Origin of the sequence: Sphingomonas sorbitolis, from assembly GCF_036663875.1 — a bacterium.
In the GTDB taxonomy this organism is placed as follows: Bacteria; Pseudomonadota; Alphaproteobacteria; order Sphingomonadales; family Sphingomonadaceae; genus Sphingomonas.
This window is the reverse complement of sequence record NZ_JAXOJS010000003.1, coordinates 586,001-605,728: the sequence shown is the minus strand read 5'-3', so window position 1 is coordinate 605,728 and position 19,728 is coordinate 586,001. Positions and strand designations below refer to the sequence as shown.

Genomic DNA, 19,728 nt, shown 5'->3' with positions numbered 1-19,728 from the left:
GCTTGAGAGTCTCACACCATCAATGACAACACTGGGCAACCAGCTAGCCATTGTTACGGTGCGGATGAAACAAGTCGAACGCCAGATTGCCAATCCCCTCGCCGTCGAGGGATTGGTTGAATACCACTACAAACCTTGCACGGTATCGATTTTAAAACCCCGTCCCAGCGAAAGCGCCGACGGGGTACCCAAAGCATTCCCCAACGTATCGTCGCACCGGCTCCATTGCCTGGTGGCTATAGCGTCGGTGTCCCACCCGATCCCATTCCGAACTCGGCCGTGAAACCCGACTGCGCCAATGGTACTATCGCTCAAGCGATGGAAGAGTAGGTCGTCGCCAGGCATTGAAGCCCGTGCGGCAATACGCAAACGGAACGCTCAAAACCCATTCACCATGTCTCATACCCCTTCGCGAAAGCGAACGTCGCGGGGTGGAGCAGCCCGGTAGCTCGTCAGGCTCATAACCTGAAGGTCACAGGTTCAAATCCTGTCCCCGCAACCACCACTATAATAGCCCCGCCCACAAAGCGGGGCTTTGTCGTGTCTGCCCCACACGCACCGCTCGCAAACTCCAGCATGCGTACAGGCCCCCGTTAAGGTGCGGATGTCGAATGGCGTAAGGTCAGCACCGCAGGAACTGTCACGGGAGTGGTCGTTGCCAGTCGGGCGTCGAGATCCGCGATGATCAGTGCGACCGCCCGCGCGGTAACTTCGGCGATCGGCTGGACGATCGCGGTCAGTGGCGGATGCGCCAGACGAATGATCGGCGTGTCGTCGAAGCTGATCAGTGACAAGTCGCGAGGGATTGCCAAATCACGCTCGCGCGCCAATTCGAGCGTCGCAAGCGTCATCTGATCGTTGCTCGCGATGATCGCGGTCGGGGGCTCGGCCAGCGCCAGCAGCTGCATCGCCGCCGCGCGTCCCGACGCGTGGCTGAAGTCGCCCACCGCCAACAGATCATCGCATGCGACTCCCGTCGCCTGCATCGCCGCGCGCCGGCCATCGACCCGCCACGCGCTGAGTTCATAGTCTGCCGGCCCAGCGATGAAGCCGATGCGCTGGTGGCCGAGTTCGAGCAAATGCTCGGTCGCGATCCGCGCCGCTCGCGTATCGTCCATGATCAGTCGGAGGCCCGGCCCGTCGGTCAGCGAGCCGATCCGTGCAAAGCTGATGCCGTGGGCCTCGAGCAAGTTGATGATCAGCGGATTGCCCGAATGCGGCGGCGTCAGGATCACGCCATCGGGCTGCAGCGCGGCGATCGCGGCCTGGAGCTCGCGCTCGATATGGTCGCTATGCGTGTCGACCAGCTCGACGATCAGGCGGTAGCCGTGCTCGGCACAGGTGAGCATGCCGCCCAGCATCATCTGGTCGAACCAGTCGGTGCCCTGTCGCGCGCGCCAGTCGGCAATGGTTCGCTCGCGGTCGTTGAGCGCGAGGATCAGATACGAGCGCGACCCGCCCATGCGCTGCGCGGCGATCGACGGAACATAGCCGAGCTTGTCGATCGACGCCTGGACGCGGCGCATCATCTCGGGGCGCACGCCCGAGTCCTTGTTGACGACGCGACTGACGGTTTGCAGCGAAACGCCTGCATCCGCCGCGACATGCTTGATCGTTACCGCCTGACGTCGCCGTGCCATGCGTCTGAATTCAGGCTGCGAGGACGGGCGAGGGAGTGGGGGCGGTGCCGCAGTAGCGCGCGACATAGGCGGCGTGCTCGGGCAGCCCGGCGACGGTCGCATTGGTGCCGTCGCGCAGGCCGCCGAGCAGTCGCGCCAGCTCCTCGTCGCGTAGCTTGGTCGCGATCGGGTGATAGCTCCGCGGCACGATCCCCTGGCCGAGCATCACCTGTACCCAGCTGTTTTCCGCGAACAGCTCCTCGTTCTTGCGAAACACGCGGCCGGTCTCGCGGAACAGCTCGATCTTCTGTTCGAGCGAGGCGGGGATCGGCATCGCTGCACATTGCCGCCAGAACGCGCTGTCGCGGCGGTTCGTCGCCTTGTAGTGCAGGATCAGGAAATCGCGGATCTGCAGCATGTCGGTATGCTGCTGGTCGTTGAACTCGGCGACATCGCGCGGCGACACCGCACCCGACGGGAACAGCCGCAGCAACCGCAGCACGGCGCGCTGGATCAGGTGGATGCTGGTCGATTCGAGCGGCTCCATGAACCCGCCCGACAGCCCGATCGCGATGCAGTTGCGATGCCATTGCTGCCGCCGTGCACCCGTCACGAAACGGATTACGTTCGGCTCAGTCAGCGTCTTGCCCTCGATATTGCCGAGCAGCCGGTCGAGCGCCGCGTCGCGGTCGAGATAGCGGCTGCAATAGACGATGCCGTTGCCGGTGCGATGCTGGAGCGGGATGCGCCACTGCCAGCCCGCGTCGTGCGCCATTGCCCGCGTATAGGGCAAAGCAGGTCGCACGCTCTCGGTCTGGATCGCGATCGCGGAATCGCACGGCAGGTAATGCGTCCAGTCGTCGAACCCGGCGTGCAGCGCGCCCTCGATCAGCAACGCGCGAAAGCCGGTGCAGTCGAGGAACAGGTCGCCTTCGATCCGCGCACCGGATTCGAGCACCAGCGCGGCGATGTCGCCGCTTTCGCCGTTCAGTTCGACCTGCGCGATCTTGCCTTCGAGGCGTCGCGTGCCGTCGGCTTCGGCCATCCCGCGCAGATATTTCGCGTAGCGCGTCGAATCGAGCTGATATGCATAGTTCATCCGCTCGTCGGGCAGATGCGCGAACTTGCCCTGCAACGCCGCGCGCAGTTCAAGGCAATAATCGTCATAGGGCTGGTCGTGCCCCTTGGTCAGGCCGTGCAGCCAGAAATGCTGGAAGCCGGCGGACCAGTGATCCTTGCCGGTGATCCCGAACGAGTGGAAATAGCTTTCGCCGCGGTCCTTCCAGTCGTCGAACAGGATACCGAGTTTGAACGTCGCCTGCGTCTCGCGCATGAACTCGGCTTCGTTGATCCCGAGCAGGCGGTTGAACGTGATCATCGGCGGGATCGTCGATTCCCCCACGCCGACCGTGCCGATCGCGTCGGATTCGATCAGCGTGAGCTCGATCGTGCTGCCCATCGTGCGGGCGATCGCCGCGGCCGCCATCCAGCCGGCCGTGCCGCCCCCGGCGATTACGACGCGGCGAACAGGTGTGTTTTTCATCGGCTGAGCGCTCTCAGGAGGAAGGCGCGGAGGCGACCCGCGGTGTCGGTGGTGAGCGGCGCGAGCACGCCGCGTGCGGCTTCGGGGATATGGTCGACGACCTCGGGGCCGTTGGCGAAGACGTAATGATCGAACATCTCGCGCCAGTGTGCCTTCTCGTCGGCGGGGAGATCGCGGATCGCCAACATCGCGTGGTTCAGCGCATCCTGCGGCTGGCCGAGCCACCGCGGCGTCTCGCGCCACCAGTAATTTACCAGCACGTTGAAGTCGGACAGCCCCTCGACGTGGTGCCACCACATCGCTGGGATGTAGAGCGCGTCGCCCGGCTCCAGTTCCGCGACCTGGCCGTGCTCCAGCGCCTGTCGGAAACGAGGGTACGCGGCGAAGTCGGGGGCGTGGAAATCGACCATGCTGACCGCGCGGCCCGCTGGCGTGTTGTCGACCGGGCCGAGGTAGAGATTGCGGAACTGATCGCGCGGAAAGACCGTGAAGCGTCGCCGGCCGACCGCCACGCAGGCGAGGTTGTCGGGGACATCGTTGTGCGCCGCGATCCGCGTGCGGGTGCCCATCCAGATGCTGGCGAGCGGCGTCCGGTCGCCTAACTCGACATGGTTCGCCTCGTGGAGTCCGGCGAAGAACTGGTGCATGTCGATCGAGGCGAGATAGATGGCGTGCGCGTCGGCGGCGCCTTCGTTGGCGTCGATCCGTGCGAAGATTTCGGGCAACTTCGCGCGCAGCATCTGGAAGTTCATCGCGTGCGCCGCGTCGTAGAACAATCGGCCGCCGCTGTCGGGCATCGCGACTGAAACTGCGAAAGGGAGGTCGCGCGCGTGGGCCTGGATATAGTCGCGTGCGGCCTTCGCGGATTGCAGTCCGGCGCGGACCATCGGCCAGTCGGAGATCAGCCCGCGCACGATGAACGGCGTGGTCTCCTCGCGCAGATGCACGTCCAGGTCCGTGGCATCGCGGATGACGATCTCGCGGATGCGCGGCATGGTCGCGAAGATACCGGGCTCCGCGTCAGCCACGCGTCATCCGCCGGTTCTTCCGCGCGACGAGATCGCCGATGTTGCCGAGCGAGGCGAGCGCCATGAAGATCGGCATCATGTGCCCGCCAGCGTGCAGGTCCGCTACCGTAGCGCCGTCGAGCGCGGCCAGCCGGTTCTCGTCGATCACGTGATAGCCCACCAGCCGGTTCTTCGCGCCGTCGTCGAGCGTGACATCGAGCGTCAGTGGTTCGAGCAGCTCGTAGCGGCGCAATGCGGCGAAGAAATCCGCGGACGCGACATAGTCGGTGTCGAGCGCACGGAGCTGATCAGCGATCCGTTCGAGATACGGCGTCGGTCGGCCCGTATCGTCGAACACGCGCATGCCTTCGTCCGCCCCGATCCGCGGGCTTGCCATGTCGATATGGACCTGGCGGACGTCGCCGGCGCCGCGCCCGACCAGGAACGGCTGGCTGTCGATCGCGAGCGGACGATAGCGCGCGTCCCATCCGGCGTCGGTCAGGAACAGGTTCTCGCCCGGCTCGAACCCGAACATCGCCAGCGCGGTGAAGCTGTCGCGCTCCGCGTCGAGCTGGAACAGGATCGGATAGTGCGTCTGGACCCGCCGGAACTCGCTCGGGACGGTGATGCACGTCATCACCGCGTCGCCAAGTTCGGGGGCGCGTTCTGTACGGATACGAAGGTCGCGGTGATCTTCGGCAGTGAGGATGACGTGGTCGGACATCAGGCTGACAATTCCATGGCAGGGGCGGTCGCATGCCGCAGGGCATCGAGATAGGCACGGTTGGTAGGCAGGCCAGCGGCGAGCATACGCTTGCGCTGATCGACCTGCGCCAGCAAGGTTTCCGTCCGCGCCCGGTCGGCCGTGGCGATCGGTCCGCGGGTCGGCACGGGGAAGCCCATCCCGTACAGGACATATTGATAGCTCGCGGCCGGGAAGATCTCGTCGATCATCGGGAAATCGGCGCGCGACGGCGGTTGGTGCCGCCAGAGCGTCAGCAGTTCGGCGAGGCGCGGCGGGATCGATGCGGCGTCGCGGTGATCTAGCCAATAGGGTTCGTCGCGCTCGCTGAGCACGTAATGCAGCTTCAGGAACTCGACGATCCGGTCCCAGCGGTAGCGGAACAGCGTGTTGAAGCGCGTCGCGTGAATATCCATCGCGCGCCGCGTCGCGGGGAAATTGTCGAGCAAAGCATCGAGCGACAATTCGATCAGGACGATCGCCGAGGCTTCGAGCGGTTCCAGGAACCCGGCGGACAGCCCGACCGCGAGGCAGTTGCGTTCCCAGAACCGCGCGCGGTGACGCGACTGGAACTTGAGCTGGCGGAAAATGGGTAATGCGGCGTCGGGCGCGGTGGTGCGGATATAGCGCTCAAGCGTCTCGGCCGCGGCGTCGTCGCTCAGATGCGCGGAGGAATAGACGCAGCCGATCCCGCGTCGGGTCGGCAGGCCGATGTCCCAGATCCAGCCCGCGGCGTGCGCGGTGGCGTTGGTCTGCGAGGCGATCGCGCTGTGGGGCGCGACCGGCATCTGCACCGCCAGCGCGCGATCGTTGAACAGCTCGCCGCCGCGGTCGATCGTGGCGATGCCGTAATGGCCGCCGATCAGCAGCGCGGCGTGGCCTGTGCAGTCGAGGAACAGGTCGCCCGCGATCGCACCCGACACGCGCGTGCTGACCGCGGCGATGTCGCCGTGCTCGGTGCTGTCGATGCCGACGACGTGGTCGCGGACGTGGCGGACACCGAGCCGCTCGGTTGCGTGGCGCGTCAGCAGCGCGGCCAGCTTGCCCGCGTCGAGGTGATAGGCATAGTTCAGCGTGCCCGCGTAGTCGGGCATCGCCCGCTGGCGGGGCGCGAGGTCGCGGTGGCAAATCTCGCCTTGCGCGCCGACACTGTTCGCGAACTGACCGCCATGCTCGGCCCAGGCTGCGACGATGTCGCGCGGGTCGCCGTCAACGGGTGCGGTGAAGGGGTGGAGATAGCTGTCGTCGGGCGCGCCGGTCCGCCAGCCGTCGAACCGCGATCCCTGTTTGAACGATGCGTCGCAGGCGAGGAGGAAGTCGGTCTCGGCAATACCGATGCGTTCGAGCGTGCGGCGCATCGTCGGCCATGTGCCTTCGCCGACGCCGATCGTCGCGACGTCGGGGGACTCGATCAGGGTTACCTCGAGGGGGTGTGCGGCGCCGCGATCGGTGCGGGCGGCGATCAGGCAGGCGGCGAGCCAACCGGCCGTACCGCCCCCGACGATCACGATGTTCGTGATCGGGTGGTCGGTCGCTAATTCGGGGCCGGTATTCGTGGCCATCGTCTGCTGCCTGTTTCCCTGTTTCCGCATGCCAACTTGCTCCGTCGGCGGGAGGAGCGCCATCCTTGACCGTCATCCCGACGAAAGTCAGGGGCCGGAGTACCGTAAGACGACCCTCTACCACCCTGGATCCTGACTTTCGTCAGGATGACGGAGCGGTTTGGGGCGCGTCCATACCCTGCAATCCTCCCCCGCCAGGGGGAGGTGGCGCCGTAGGCGACGGAGGGGGAGCAACACGGAACCGCTGTTACCCTTTCCTCCCCCTCCGTCTGGCCAGGGCCAGCCACCTCCCCCTTGCGGGGGAGGATCGTGCTCCTCAGAAGTTGAAGCGGAGGCCGGCCGAGTAGCGTGCGTAGCCCGGCTGCGCGAAGGTTACGAAATTGTCCGAGCGACGATGCCCGCGACGTCCTTGGCCGGTGAGGTTGATGACCTCGCCGAACACCGCCAGCCCCTTGGTCATCTGGACGCTCGCGCTCGCATCGACCTGGCCGTACGCTTCGACATAGGTCGGGTCGAACGCGCCGCCGGCGTAGAATTGCCCGCGCCAGTTATACGCGACACGCGCCTGGAAGCCGTTCTTGTCGTAATAGCCGACCGCGTTGGCGCTGTCGCTGAGCCCGGTCAGCGCGAACTGGCCGATATTCGGATCGAGCGCGTTGTCGTACTTCGCGTCGCCGTTGACGATCGTGTAGTTCAGGATGACGCCGAACCCGGTTTCCCACAAGCGGTGCTGGATCGCGAATTCCCAGCCGTTGATGTTGGCCGTCTGGTCGCTGTTGAACGGCTGGCTCACCTGGAAGTTGAACAGATCGTCCTGCGGCAGGCCGAAGATATTGCCCGTCAGCAGCCCCGCATCGCTCGTCCCCGTGACCTGCGACGAGGCCGGGAAGTTGCGCAGGATGTAATCGCGCACCAGATTGTTGTCGGTCGATCCGAGTGCCGCCACCGCCTGACGATAGCGCGGGCCCGAACCTGGATTGCGCAGGTCGAATGCCGGCGTGTTGATCTGCGTCGTGCCGATGAAGTTCTGCACGTCCTTGGTGAAATACCCGACCGAAACATAGCTTTCGCGACCGTAATACCATTCCGCGGACAGATCGATGTTCTTCGACTTGTACGGGATCAGGTTCGGGTTGCCCTGGCTGCCGGTGCCGCCACCGATCCGCGGGTTGGAGTCGATGTTCAGGCCGCCCTGGAGGCTGCCGTAATCCGCGCGCGTGATGGTGTGGCTGTACGACGCGCGCAGCTTGACGTTGCGGACCGGTTCGATGTCGAAATCGACCGCGGGCAGCCAGTTGTGATAGCGGCCCTTGAGCGTCGTGAACGCGGCGTTGGCCGCATAGGTCAGGGCGAATTCGTTCGCCCCGGTCCATCGCGTGCCCGTCGGGATCGGCACCAGCGCCGATGAGTTCACCTGTGTCTCGTCGTAGCGGACGCCACCGATGATGTGCGCGGGTCGATCGAAGACGTCGAACTTGCCGTTGAACTGGATGTAGGGCGAGATCGTCCGCTCGCGGATGCGGCGATCATTGGTGTAGTTGGCAAGGCACGTGCCAGGCGCGGCGGTACCGGTCTGTGGGGCGCTGCAGATATTATACTGCGACCGCAGCAGTTCGGCCATCTGCTCGAAATTGAACGTGTAGATCGACTGCGGGATCGCCGGATTGTTGGCGCCTGAGACACCCTTGAACTTGTCGGGGATGCTGGTGAGGTTGAAAAAATCGTCGGGAACCGCCGCTGCACCGGCCGCCGCGCCGCGCGGATCGATCCCGCCCCAGGTCTCGTTCTGGATGAAGCCGTAGGCCGAGCGGACCTTGTTGTTGACGTACGAGAAGCCCCAGTCGATGCTGTCGAGGAAATCGCCGTCGTGGTCGTAATGCCCCTTCAGCTGGAGCTGGTTGATCTCGTCCTTGAAATACGCGTTGCGGAACGCGTTGCCGGTCGGCGTGATCAACGACGCGTTCAGCGGGTCGATGCCGGGGTACATCTGGTACGAGATGATCGGCAGGTCGTTCTCGAAATTGACGGTCTGAGACTGGACGCCGAAGATCGCGCCGCCGATCGACGTGCTGCTGCCGTAATCGTTCGTCGGCTTCGATACCGCGGTCGAGTGATGCGCGTCGAGCGACATCGTGACGTTGCCGGGCGCTTCCCAGGTCAGGTTCCCGCCGATCGACTTGTTCTCGGATTTGTTCGCGGTCAGCGAGCTGCTGTACGACAGATCCTTGCCCGGCGCGAAATTCTCCGAATAGAAGACCGGACCGGCTGCCGGCCCGTTGGTCCATGCGCTGCGCGTGTCGCCGAAGTTGAACCAGATGCCGACGCTGCTGTCGCGCACCTCGACCTTGTTGCTCGAATAGGTGAGGTCGAGCGTCGCCGTCAGCGTGTCGGTCGGCTTGGCCTGAAGGACCAGCTGGCCGTTGATGCGCTCGCGGTCGATGTCGATGACGTCGTAGGCGGCGCTCTGCGGGATCTCATAGACATCGGTCGGGCCGGGGCGGTTGGTGATGTTGGCGGCGCCCGGCGTGCCGGGCTGTGCCAGCGTGCCCCAGTTATTCTCAGCCCCCAGGAACCCGTCGCGGAAGCCGACGCTGGCCGAGTTGTTGCTCGCCTTGCGCCGCTGATACGCGCCGCTGAACAGGATACCGATCCGGTCGTCGGCGAAGGTGGTGGACAGGATGCCCGACACTTCCGGCGTGATCTGGTCCTTGCCGTTGCGCGAGCTGTCGAGCACGCCCTTGGCGGCGATGCTGCCGCGCGTGCCCGGCTTGTCGAGCGGGCGCGGGGTGCGGATGTTGATCGTCGAGCCGATGCCGCCCGAGGGCACGGCGGCGCGACCGGTCTTGTAGACCTCGACCGCGGCGACGCCTTCGGAGGCGAGGTTGGCGAAGTCGAACGAGCGCGAGGCGGGCGCGCTGGCGCCGTCGCCGAGCGTCGAGGTCGGCATCTGGCGGCCGTTGAGCGTGACGAGGTTATATTCCGGGCCGAAGCCGCGGACCGTGACGGTCGAGCCTTCACCGTTCGAGCGGTCGATCGACACGCCGGTGATGCGCTGGAGCGACTCGGCGAGGTTGGTGTCGGGGAACTTGCCGATATCCTCGGACGAGATCGCGTCGACCACGCCCTGGCCATTGCGCTTGATGTCGATCGCCTCGCGCAGCGACGCGCGGATGCCGGTGACGACGATATCGTCGGTGGCCTCGTTCGGACCGGTGGGGGTGGCCTGCGGTGCGATGTCCGAAGAGCCTGGATTGCCGACGGTTGCGGCAGCGTCCTGCGCCATGGCGATGCCGGGCAGGCCGACTAAGGCCAGTACCGAAGTGCCGATGACGAAACGCGAAAGCGAGCGAGCTGTGAAGCCACGCATGATAGTCCTCCCCTGTAGACAGCGCTATGAGCTGCGCCTTCCCCGTGAACGTTCACATTCTCTGTCCGTCACAGTGTGTCAAGCACGGTAGCGCTACCGTTGTGAACGTTCACAAATTATGTTGAATATAGTGTCCGCGCTGCAACACGTCGCGGTTCGAAGGGGCTGCGCGTCGGGTCGTGCGGCGATGCAATGCGTCGCGCCAAGGGCCTCAGAGACGACCGTGTTGGCGACGGACGGAGGTTGCCCTGCTGGTATCGCGCGGCCTAGGAACAGCGCAATGGCGCGCCATCCCGCTCTCCCGACCGCGCCGCTACCCGACCGTCGGTCAACCGGCTTTCTGCTGGTTTTCGCGCTCGCTTATGTCGGTGGAGTCATCGGCTACCTGCCGTTCTTGACGTTGCTGTTGCCGATCAAGGTCGCTGCCGTCGCCGGGGCAGGGCGGCTGGGCGTCCTCACCATGATCGTGGTTGCGGGCGCGCTTTCGGCCAGCGTCGCCAACATCGCGTTCGGTTGGCTGAGCGACCGATCGGTGGCCCACGGCGGCGGGCGTCGCAGGTGGCTCGCCGGCGGGCTCGTCGCCACGACGCTTTCCTATGCGGCGATCGGCGCGGCGACGTCGTCGACCGGTCTTATCCTGTCGGTTGTGACGTTCCAGGTCGCGGTGAACGCAGTGCTCGCGCCGCTGCTGGCGATCATGGCCGACGAGGTGCCCGATGCGCAGAAGGGGCTAGCCGGCGGTCTGCTCGCGGTGGCAAGCCCGGTCGCCGCGGCGCTGGCGGCGGCGTTGATGGCAACCGCCCTGCTCGGCGAGACGGCGCGGCTGGCGATCGTGCCACTCGTAGTGGTCGCCTGTACGATGCCTCTGTTGCTGCAGCACGCGCAGCCGGTGGTGCCGGACGATCCGCCACGGCCGGCGAGGGCGGTGCTACGGCGCGACCTGGCGCTGGCCTGGACCGCGCGGTTGTTCGTCCAGATCGCGGGCAGCGCGCTGTTCGTCTATCTCTTCTACTATCTCGAAAGCGTCGCGCCGACAGTCGCACCAGCGACGATCGCGGCGCGGATGGGAACGGTGATGATCGTCGCCTATTCGGTGCCGCTGCCGATTGCGGTCTTCGTCGGTCGTCTTGCCGATCGTTCGGGTCGGACCAAGCCGTTTCTCTTCGCGGCAACCGTCGTCGCGGCTGCCGGACTGGTGGGAATGGCGGGCGCGCAGAGCTTCACGGGCGGTGCGGTCGCGTTCTGCGTCTACAGCACCGGGACGTCGGTGTTTCTGGCGCTCCACGCGTCATTCGCGATGCAACTGTTGCCCGACCCCCGCCATCGTGGCCGCGATCTCGGGTTGCTCAACCTGACCAACACGCTGCCCGGCCTGCTGGGACCGACGCTGACCTGGGCACTTGCCACGCCGACCGACTTCGACGGGGTGATGCTGGTGCTCGCCGCACTGACGCTATGCGGCGGGCTGGTCATCCTTTTCGCACAGGGCCGCCGGTGAAGGGGGCTTTGGTCAGCGCTGCCAGTAGCGCACGTAATCGATCGCCATCCGCTGCGGAAACGCCGCGTCGTCGACACCCTTCTGGCCGCCCCAGTCGCCACCCACCGCGAGGTTGAGGATCAGGTCGTAGGGGCGCGTGAACGGCCACGCCGCCTTGCCGCCGGGCTGGTCGTTGGCGACGCGCATGATCGCGCGGCCATTGACACCGATCGTGATCGCATCGGCGCGCCAGTCGAGCTGATAGCGGTGATACGTCGTGCAGGCGGTCGCGAGTCCGATCTGCGCGCCGCGTTGCGTGCCCTTGGTGTGATTGAATGCCGCGGTGTGGAGCGTGGCATGGACGACGTTTGCATCCCAGCCGACCATCTCCATGATGTCGATCTCGCCCTCGTCGGGCCATTTTCCGCCCGACGGCAGCAGCCATATCGCCGGCCAGCTGCCACGCCCGCACGGCAGTTTCGCGCGGACTTCGTAAAAGCCATACCCACGCGGGGTGCGCGAGACGAGCTTGGCTGAGGTATATGCCTGGCCGCCCCAATCGGCGAAGCGCGCCTTTGACAGCGTCTCGCGTCGCGCCTCGATCACCAGCGCACCGTTTTCGATCCGCGCATTCTCGGCCCGGTCCTTGGCGTAATATTGGCGTTCGTGATTGTACCAGCCCTCAGCGTTGCGCGACACGTCGAAGCGCCATTTGGTCTGGTCGATCGCCTTGCCGTCGAACTCGTCGGCAAAGCTCGGGCGGCCTTTGGGCACGGGCATCGGTGCACTCACGCTGTAATTGGTCGCGCCCAGCGTGGCGGCTTGCGCGGCAAGTATCAGCAGGATCATCGGATCGCCCTCGCCATCATGATGCGCCCAATCGACCCGTCCGGCACAAACCGGTGCGTTGGTTGCTGGTCCATGCGGCACCTCCCAATTCGCCCCGGAGCCCTCACCACATGATGCGGATGCGTTCGGGTAGCGCGCCTGACCTAGGTCAATCGGCACGCGCGCTCAACTCCTGCCCTGCCATCTGTAGCGGGCGGAGTGTACCTAGGCGAGCGTCGGTGGTATCGGCGCCGGTCGGCAGGCGTGATCGCCGTGGCCGGCCGCGAAGCGTCGGCAGGCCTGCGTCGCGTGCGAGAGAATGCGAGAAGCGTGTGGCGGACAAGATCGTAAAGAACTGGGACGGGGCGGTGGCACGCAAATGGCTGGAAAGCCGGGTCGTTGCGGCGCGCGCGGATCAGGTCGTCGCGGAGCGCGGCGGGCGGGAGCTTCATGACGATTGCGACAAGGCAAGCGCCGAGGAGATGGTCTGCTCGCTGATCCTGAAGGCCAAAGCATCGCTGGATACGCAGGAGGCGGTATCGAACCTCCTCCGCGCGCTGCTGGAGCGGGACGACTATATCTGGCGCGGCGTCTACGACGACACGCGCTTCGACCGCCACGTCCGAAGCTATGCAAAGAAGGTAATCCGGATGGTGAAGCTCAATGACGGCTTCGAGAAAGTCACGCATTACCAATAAACCGGGACCAATAAACCGGGACCAATAAACCGGGACCAGTAAACCGAGCGTTGCCCGTTTGCCGTCCCGCCGGATGCCCTGCATGGTCGCTTCCTCGACCCGAGCGTGCCATACCGGGCAGGGATCGCCATATCGGTGAGCCCGACCTACGATGATCGCGAACCGTCGTGAAGAAAGATGCCGCTGCGCCCTATGATGCCGACCGACGAGACATTGGAAGATCTTGGCTGGGATGACCATTTCAGCGCCCAGCTGTCGGACGAGGACCTGCGCGACTGCCATCCCGTCCGGGTGATGTCGGTCCATCGTGGTCAGATCGCGGTGGCGGGAGCCGGCGGCCGGCAGCTCGTGACGCCCTATATCGCGGGCGCGCAACCGACCGACGATCATCCGACAGTCGGCGACTGGGTGCTGATCGAGACGTCGACCGGGTTGCCGATCCGCGTGCTTCACCGCAAGAACCTGTTCAAGCGTCGCGCGCCGGGCGATCCGCGTCGCGAGCAGATGATTGCCGCGAACGTCGATACGGTATTCCTCGTCGCCTCGTGCAACGAAGATTTCAGCGTCGCGCGGCTCGAGCGCTATTTGGTGCTGGCGCACGACGTGGGGGTTACCCCGGTCGTCGTGCTGACCAAGGCGGACCTGACCGACACACCGGACGTTTACGTCGCGGCGGCTCGAGCGATCGAGTTCGGCCTGCGGGTCGAGATCGTCAACGGGCGTGATCCACACGCCGTCACCGGCCTCGCGGACTGGTGCGGCCCCGGCCAGACCGTCGCGTTCCTCGGCTCGTCCGGGGTCGGCAAGTCGACGCTGGTCAACTCGCTACGCGGCTCGGACAGCATCGCGACCCAGGCCATTCGTGCGAACGACTCCACCGGCCGCCACACCACGACGGTGCGCGAGATGCACCGGCTGGCGCAGGGAGGGTGGCTGCTCGATACGCCGGGCATGCGCGAATTGCAGTTGGCCGACGCGGCTACCGGGATCGCGGAGATCTTCGACGATTTCGTAGCCGCCTCGGAAGAGTGTCGTTTTTCCAACTGTTCGCATAGCGTCGAACCCGGGTGCGCGGTTCAGGCCGGGATCGCAGCGGGACATCTGACGCGTGCCCGGTTCGAGCGTTGGCAAAGGCTGGGCGCCGAAGAGCGCGCGAACACCGCCAAACAGACCAAGCGAAGGTCTCCTAAAGGGGTGTAACAGCCACCGGGGCGCCCCCCCAAAGCTGGTTATGTCCGCGTCCGTCTTTCCATCCTCCTGCTATCGGCCTGACAATGTTGAAATCCCGTATTAAGCGACGCATGATCGAGCGTGACCGGGCGGTCCTGTGCCTGGCGGAAATCGAGGCGTCGATCACCGCCTTGAACGACGAGGACCTGCTCGATCTGGCGGATATCTTCGCTCGAGCAACGCGCGCCCCGCTGACCACGATGGCCGCGGCCGAAATGACGAAACGGAATTTGAGCCTGTGATGACGACGACACGGTGCCTGGGGGCATGAAGCCGCGCCCGTCCCGACTCCGTCGCCTCGACGATGCGCTCGCCGACCTGCCGCTCGAGGAGCCGATGCTGCTGACCGAGCTCGACGGGTTTCTCACCGGGCTGCTGGTCGGACCCGAGCCTATCGAGCAAGGCGAATGGCTGCAGAGCATATGGGGGCTCGATGAGGACGGCATCGCGCCGTTCGAGGATCCGCTCGACGTGCAATGGTTCGTCGACGCCGTCATGGCACGATACGCCGAGATTGCCCGCGATCTGGAGCGTGGCAAGCTGCGTCCGATCTTCGACGTGGTCGAGCGGACTGGCGACATCCTTTGGGAATTGTGGATCGACGGGTTCGCCGACGCGATGGCGTTGCGGCCCGAAAGCTGGGATGCGGTGGCGGCTGGCGACGACGCCGGGGCGGTCGACGGCCTCGCGCGTCTGTCGGTGTTGATCGCGATCGCGCGCAACGAAAGCGCGCTGGACAGCATGGAGATCAACGAACGCGAGGATCAGGCACCGGTCGATCTCGCGACGAGTGTCCTCCAGCTCCATGCGTCCCGATTGCGGGCAGCTGCCGCCGTTCCGCTGCCAACGGCGAGCGCAGCGCCGGTCAAGGCGGGACGAAACGATCCCTGTCCATGCGGATCGGGCAAGAAGTCCAAACGCTGTTGCGGGTGACGGGCGTCATTTGCGTGCGGCGCGGGCCCTTCGCCACGCCAGCGATTGCCGATTGAGTACGGCCAAATCCAGTTCGCCCGCCAAGCTCGCTTCGGCGAGCGCGATAGCGCGATCGAGCACGACGCGGTCGGCGCGCGCATAGGCGGGTCGATCGGGTATGAAGTCGTACCAGACGCCGCCACAGGCGTTGTCAAGGAAGATACGCTGGAAGCAATGATCGGCCCGGACCGGCCAGCCACGCGTCGGCGCCGCGGTCGGCAGGATGTCGCGGGTCAGCGTCAGCCAGCGAGCCTCGGCTGAAGACCGGTCATTCGGGGCCATCGGATCGGACCGGTACCGCGCCGTCGGCCTCGATTGCCGGCGCGGCGGCAATCAGGGTCGGCGCGTCGCTGACGAAGGCGTCGACCACGCCGTCCGCGATTTTGATCGGACCATCGAACCGGGTCGCGCCGGGGATCGTCGTGATCGCAGCCGCCTCGCGCGCCAGTGTCCGCGCGTCTGCGAAATAGCGCGCGGCGGCAGTGCTGCCGCTATCGGCGGCGCCGAGCCCGGCGGCCGTCAATTGGAGCGCGCGGCCCCAGCGCTGCATCGCGTCAAGCCAAGGCCGCGCCTGCGCCGCGAAGCCGGGGTCGATCGTCCCGGAGCGGATGATGTCGGGCGCGTTGGCGATTGCGTCGGCACGCGCGGTCAGGTCCGCGATCGCCCGCTGCCGGGCTGCCGCATCGCCATCCGCTAGTGCTTCCCGCACCGCATCGAGCGCCGCCTTGAGCCGCGGTGCCTGCTCCTGCCAGGGCTGGCTGCCAAAGGTCGGCGCCATGTGCTGCGTATCGAAGAAGGTGAGCAGCGCGGCAGTCGCGCGTTCATCGCCGCCCGCCAGTTCACGCGCGGAAAAATGCCAGGTCCGCTCGGCATCGTACGCGGTGTCGTTCCAACCGAACGCGGCAACGCCGGTCACCGCCGGGCGGCTCGGGGCCTCCTGGTTCATCGGGTTCGACAGGATACCGGTCAGTTCGCCCGACAGCCCGGCCTCGCGCCGCGCATAGGGCGCCATCAGCAGCCGGCCGGTAGTTTGTGCGTAATCGTTGACCGGATAATTGTCCCATAACAGCGTCTTGCGGCCAAACGCCTTGGTCGCCGCCTTGGCATCGGGGATCGAGATGGCGGGCGGGACGACGTCGGTGCCGGTCCACTGGACGACGATCCGCGGGTCGAGATGCTTGCGCAACGCCGCCTTGTACGGCGTTTCCTTCGCATCGTAATATTCGGTCGGCACCATGATCAGCGCGCGCGCACCCGGATCCTTGGTGCTCAGGCCGGCCTGCACCGCGTTGAGCAACTGCGCCTGCGCGACGCCGGCCGCTTCCGCGCCCGAGGGGCCGAACGCGGTCTTGTCGCGCTCGCAATTCCATTTGGTATATTCGATGTCGTCGAGCGCGACGTAGAAGCTGCCGACGCCGATCGCTCGCAGCGCGTCGAACTTGCGTTCCAGCGCCTGCACGTCGGCGGGGTCGGAGAAGCAAACCGACGGGCCCGGCGAGACCGCGTAGACGAAATCGACATGGTTGCGCCGCGCGGTCTTGGCCAGCGTGCCGAGCGATGACAACGTCGTGGCGGGATAGGCCTCGCGCCACCGATCGCGCGCGTATGGATCGTCCTTCGGGCTGTAGACATAGGTGTTCGCCTTCACCCTGGCGAGGAAGTCGAGATGTTTGGTGCGATCCGTCATCGACCAGGGCGCGCCGTAAAAGCCCTTGATCGTGCCGCGGATCGGCATTGCGGGGTGATCCTGGATCACCAACGCGGGCAGGGTGGGGTGCCGGGCGAGCTGGCGGAACGTCTGGACCGCGTGGAACAGGCCATCGGCGTCGTGACCGGCGAGCGTGACGATGCCCGCACCGGCCGCTACCACGGCGAGGGTGTAGCCTTCGGCATGCGTCTCCAGCGTGGCCTTGCTGCGTGATAGCGAGTCGCGCACGACGCCTGAGTCGCCAAGGCCGAGGACGATGTGAACGCGATCGGGCGCGACGGGCAGCCGGCGCGCCGATGTGATCGTCTTCACCCCCGCCGCCGTTAGGATGTCGCGGGTCCGGGCAACGGTCTCCGGATCGGTACCCGGCGCTGTGATCAACACGACGGAGGTGCCCAAGGCGAGTGTGCCCGAGGTCAGCACCATTGAAGTGGGCGCCGGGAAGATTGCGGGGCGCGTTACGGGATGTCCCAATGCATGGCTCGGCACCGCGATCGCCAAGCTCGCGGACGTCACCATCAGCGCTACGACGGCGCCAATCTTTCCGCTACGTCGCGCCATCCGTTGCTCCCCGGTATCAGATTGGTCTTGTTGCCATTCGATACGGCTATGCCGCGGGTGCGGCAAGGGAGGAGATCGCGTACGACAGTATTTGGAAGGGGTGGTGCCGGTTGCAGGAATCGAACCCGCGACATCCAGTTTACAAAACTGGCGCTCTACCAACTGAGCTAAACCGGCCCGGTGCGTGTCAGGCCTAACCGCCCAATGCTTCAAGACACGCCGAAGGTCCAGCCCTCGGTTTGCGCAATATGCGGTGTCATTGCGCTTGGTGTCCAGAGGTCCGGGCGATGCGCTGCCGTGCGGAGCCAGGCGGCGGTCAGGATCGCGTCGGTGGCGTGATCATCATAGCGGGCGAGCGGATCATGCGGCGCGCTGCCGAGCGCCTCCAGCGCGGTATCGAGCGCGCCCGCATCGCGCATCTTGCTGAGGCCCTTGCGGATGCCGGCGGCGCGCGCGGCGATCGTGGTGTAGATTTCGACGATCGCTGGTCCTTCCGAGGGCAGCGGATCGAACGGCCAGACGGGGACGCGGCCGGCGAGGCGGTGCAACACGCGCATCCCGGTGAGGCTCGACTTGCCGACCTGCGCCGCACCGACGAGGTTGAAGCAGCTTGTTGGCGAGAAACCCATCGCGCGCTGGCCGTGCTCGCAGACGCGCATCCGGCCCGCTCCGCCGGTGAACAGGTCGCCGCAATCACGGTGCTGGCGGAAGTGGCGGCGGAGATCGGGATCGGTGAGCAGGCTTGAGACGGCAAGGTGCGGGTCGGCGGCGGAGGCGTCGTCGACCATCGCCCAGAGCGCGCGGGCGTCCGGGGGGCTGTCGGTTGCGCCGGGGAAATAACCGTCGAGGTCGACGAACGGGAACGCGGGGGAGAGATCAAGGCCGATCAGCGTTGGCGTGTCCTGGTCGATCAACCAGTCGAGGACATCCTCGCGCGACCATGCCGACGCCCCCGGTGGCGCGACCAGTCTCGGCGCTGCGTCGCCGTTTTCGCAGATCGCGACCGCTATGCCCTTGTGGCGATGGCCCTGCGCGCCGGACCAGTCGATCGCCGCAAACCGCGTAAACCGTGGCTCAGCCATTCTTCTCGGCGCGCAAGGCATCCCAATAGGCGAGCCGTTCGGACAACCGCTTCTCGAAACCGCGTTCGGTCGGCGTGTAGAAGGTCTGCGGGCTCATCTCGTCGGGCCAGTAATCCGAGCCGGAGAACGCATCCTCCGCATCGTGATCGTACGCATAGCCCTTGCCGTACCCTATATCGCGCATGAGCTTCGTCGGCGCGTTGCGGATCGACGCGGGGGGCATCAGCGAGCCGGTCTCGCGCGCCGATTTCCAGGCCGCCTTCTGCGCCTTGTAGACTGCGTTTGATTTGGGCGCGGTCGCGAGATAGACGCAGGCCTGCGCGATGGCGAGTTCGCCCTCGGGGCTGCCGAGGAAGTCGTAGGTGTCCTTCGCGGCGATGCACTGGACCAGCGCCTGAGGGTCGGCGAGGCCGATATCCTCGACCGCGGCACGCGTCAGTCGACGGAGCAGGAACAGTGGTTCTTCGCCCGCCGTCAGCATCCGCGCGAGGTAATAGAGCGCGGCCTGCGGGTCGGAACCGCGGATCGATTTGTGGAGCGCGGAGATGAGGTTGTAATGCCCCTCGCGATCCTTGTCGTACACCGCAACGCGGCGTTGCAGGAAGTTCGAGAGGCCGGCGGGATCGAGCGGCTCGGGCAGGTTCACCGAGAACAGCGTCTCCGCCTGGTTGAGCAGGAAGCGGCCGTCGCCATCGGCGCTCGCGATCAGCGCGTCCTTGGCGGGCGGGGTGAGGGGGAGGGGGCGCTCCATCTCCGCTTCGGCGCGGTCGAGCAACTGTTCGAGCGCGCCACGGCCGAGCCGTTCGAGAATTAGCACCTGCGCGCGGCTGAGCAGCGCGGCGTTGAGTTCGAACGAGGGATTTTCGGTGGTCGCGCCGACGAGCGTGACCGTGCCGTCCTCGACATAAGGGAGGAAGCCGTCCTGTTGCGCGCGGTTGAAGCGGTGGATCTCGTCCACGAACAACAAGGTGCGCTTGCCGATCTTGGCGTGCTCGCGCGCTTCGGCGAAGGATTTCTTGAGGTCGGCGACGCCGGAGAACACCGCCGAGATCGCAACGAACCGCAGGTCGACGGCGTCGGCGAGCAACCGCGCGATCGTCGTCTTGCCGGTGCCGGGCGGGCCCCAGAGGATGATCGACGACAGCCGTCCGGCCGACACCATCCGCCCGATCGCGCCTTCGGGGCCGGTGATGTGATCCTGGCCGACGACTTCGCTCAGCGTGCGCGGGCGCAGGCGGTCGGCGAGCGGCGCGTTTTCGGGATGCGTTTCGGTAGGGGCGGCGGGTTCAAAGCCCGCGAAGAGATCGGCCATGCGCGGAAGATAGGGGCGGG

The 19,728-nt window shown here is 66.0% G+C and carries 16 protein-coding genes, 2 tRNA genes and 1 rRNA gene; 7 read left to right on the top strand and 12 right to left on the bottom strand.

Going from position 1 to position 19,728, the window contains the following annotated elements; all coding sequences use genetic code 11:
- Positions 1-228 precede the first annotated feature (228 nt).
- Both rrf and U1763_RS12075 read left to right on the top strand, forming a co-directional pair.
- Positions 229-343 (top strand): 5S ribosomal RNA (gene rrf, locus U1763_RS12080).
- Between the two features lie 82 nt (positions 344-425).
- Positions 426-502 (top strand) — tRNA-Met (locus U1763_RS12075).
- A 91-nt stretch (positions 503-593) separates the two neighbouring features.
- Here the strand turns inward: U1763_RS12075 and U1763_RS12070 are convergent.
- From U1763_RS12070 to U1763_RS12045, 6 genes are all read right to left on the bottom strand, one after another.
- On the bottom strand, positions 594-1,640 hold the full coding sequence (locus U1763_RS12070) for a LacI family DNA-binding transcriptional regulator (protein ID WP_332755397.1): 1,047 nt from the start codon (positions 1,638-1,640) through the stop codon (positions 594-596).
- A gap of 10 nt (positions 1,641-1,650) precedes the next feature.
- Complete coding sequence (locus U1763_RS12065) at positions 1,651-3,162, bottom strand: tryptophan halogenase family protein (RefSeq protein ID WP_332755396.1); 1,512 nt, start codon at positions 3,160-3,162, stop codon at positions 1,651-1,653.
- Positions 3,159-4,190, bottom strand: coding sequence for a cupin-like domain-containing protein (locus U1763_RS12060; protein WP_332755395.1), 1,032 nt, complete (start codon positions 4,188-4,190; stop codon positions 3,159-3,161). The genes U1763_RS12065 and U1763_RS12060 overlap by 4 nt, the downstream gene beginning before the upstream one ends.
- Positions 4,183-4,893 carry a SapC family protein gene (locus U1763_RS12055; protein ID WP_332755394.1) on the bottom strand — a complete coding sequence of 237 codons (711 nt, stop codon included), beginning with the start codon at positions 4,891-4,893 and terminating at the stop codon, positions 4,183-4,185. The genes U1763_RS12060 and U1763_RS12055 overlap by 8 nt, the downstream gene beginning before the upstream one ends.
- Entirely contained in the window at positions 4,893-6,473 is a 1,581-nt protein-coding gene (locus U1763_RS12050; protein ID WP_332755393.1) for a tryptophan halogenase family protein, read from the bottom strand. Before U1763_RS12050 ends, U1763_RS12055 begins: the two co-directional genes overlap by 1 nt.
- Before the next feature lie 316 nt (positions 6,474-6,789).
- A complete protein-coding gene (locus U1763_RS12045) occupies positions 6,790-9,840 on the bottom strand; it encodes a TonB-dependent receptor (RefSeq protein ID WP_332755392.1) in 3,051 nt (1,016 codons plus the stop codon).
- 280 nt (positions 9,841-10,120) lie between these two features.
- Between U1763_RS12045 and U1763_RS12040 the strand changes: the two genes are divergently transcribed.
- A complete protein-coding gene (locus U1763_RS12040; RefSeq protein ID WP_332755391.1) occupies positions 10,121-11,338 on the top strand; it encodes an MFS transporter in 1,218 nt (405 codons plus the stop codon).
- Between the two features lie 12 nt (positions 11,339-11,350).
- On the opposite strand, the gene U1763_RS12035 is transcribed toward U1763_RS12040, so the two are convergent.
- On the bottom strand, positions 11,351-12,166 hold the full coding sequence (locus U1763_RS12035) for a glycoside hydrolase family 16 protein (RefSeq protein ID WP_332755390.1): 816 nt from the start codon (positions 12,164-12,166) through the stop codon (positions 11,351-11,353).
- 311 nt (positions 12,167-12,477) lie between these two features.
- Here U1763_RS12035 and U1763_RS12030 point away from each other — a divergent pair, with 311 nt between their 5' ends.
- The 4 genes from U1763_RS12030 to U1763_RS12015 all read left to right on the top strand — a co-directional run bounded on the left by U1763_RS12030 (position 12,478) and on the right by U1763_RS12015 (position 15,006).
- Positions 12,478-12,843 (top strand): hypothetical protein, encoded by a 366-nt coding sequence (locus tag U1763_RS12030; RefSeq protein ID WP_332755389.1) that lies wholly within the window; start codon positions 12,478-12,480, stop codon positions 12,841-12,843.
- A 177-nt stretch (positions 12,844-13,020) separates the two neighbouring features.
- Entirely contained in the window at positions 13,021-14,043 is a 1,023-nt protein-coding gene (rsgA, locus tag U1763_RS12025) for a ribosome small subunit-dependent GTPase A (protein ID WP_332755388.1), read from the top strand.
- A 101-nt stretch (positions 14,044-14,144) separates the two neighbouring features.
- On the top strand, positions 14,145-14,315 hold the full coding sequence (locus U1763_RS12020) for a hypothetical protein (RefSeq protein WP_277984337.1): 171 nt from the start codon (positions 14,145-14,147) through the stop codon (positions 14,313-14,315).
- A 25-nt stretch (positions 14,316-14,340) separates the two neighbouring features.
- Entirely contained in the window at positions 14,341-15,006 is a 666-nt protein-coding gene (locus U1763_RS12015; RefSeq protein WP_332755387.1) for a UPF0149 family protein, read from the top strand.
- Positions 15,007-15,012: 6 nt separating this feature from the next.
- Here U1763_RS12015 and U1763_RS12010 read toward each other — a convergent pair whose 3' ends face one another.
- The 5 genes from U1763_RS12010 to U1763_RS11990 all read right to left on the bottom strand — a co-directional run bounded on the left by U1763_RS12010 (position 15,013) and on the right by U1763_RS11990 (position 19,708).
- Positions 15,013-15,327, bottom strand: a complete 315-nt coding sequence (locus U1763_RS12010) for a GCN5-related N-acetyltransferase (RefSeq protein WP_332755386.1) — start codon at positions 15,325-15,327, stop codon at positions 15,013-15,015.
- Positions 15,314-17,314 carry a glycoside hydrolase family 84 protein gene (locus tag U1763_RS12005; RefSeq protein ID WP_332755385.1) on the bottom strand — a complete coding sequence of 667 codons (2,001 nt, stop codon included), beginning with the start codon at positions 17,312-17,314 and terminating at the stop codon, positions 15,314-15,316. Before U1763_RS12005 ends, U1763_RS12010 begins: the two co-directional genes overlap by 14 nt.
- Before the next feature lie 101 nt (positions 17,315-17,415).
- A tRNA-Thr gene (locus U1763_RS12000) sits at positions 17,416-17,491 on the bottom strand.
- Between the two features lie 32 nt (positions 17,492-17,523).
- The gene (locus U1763_RS11995; protein WP_332755384.1) at positions 17,524-18,396 is read right to left on the bottom strand and encodes a hypothetical protein; all 873 of its coding nucleotides are present in this window, start codon (positions 18,394-18,396) and stop codon (positions 17,524-17,526) included.
- Positions 18,389-19,708: a replication-associated recombination protein A gene (locus tag U1763_RS11990; RefSeq protein ID WP_332755383.1), complete on the bottom strand. Its 1,320-nt coding sequence runs from the start codon at positions 19,706-19,708 to the stop codon at positions 18,389-18,391. The genes U1763_RS11995 and U1763_RS11990 overlap by 8 nt, the downstream gene beginning before the upstream one ends.
- Positions 19,709-19,728 lie beyond the last annotated feature (20 nt).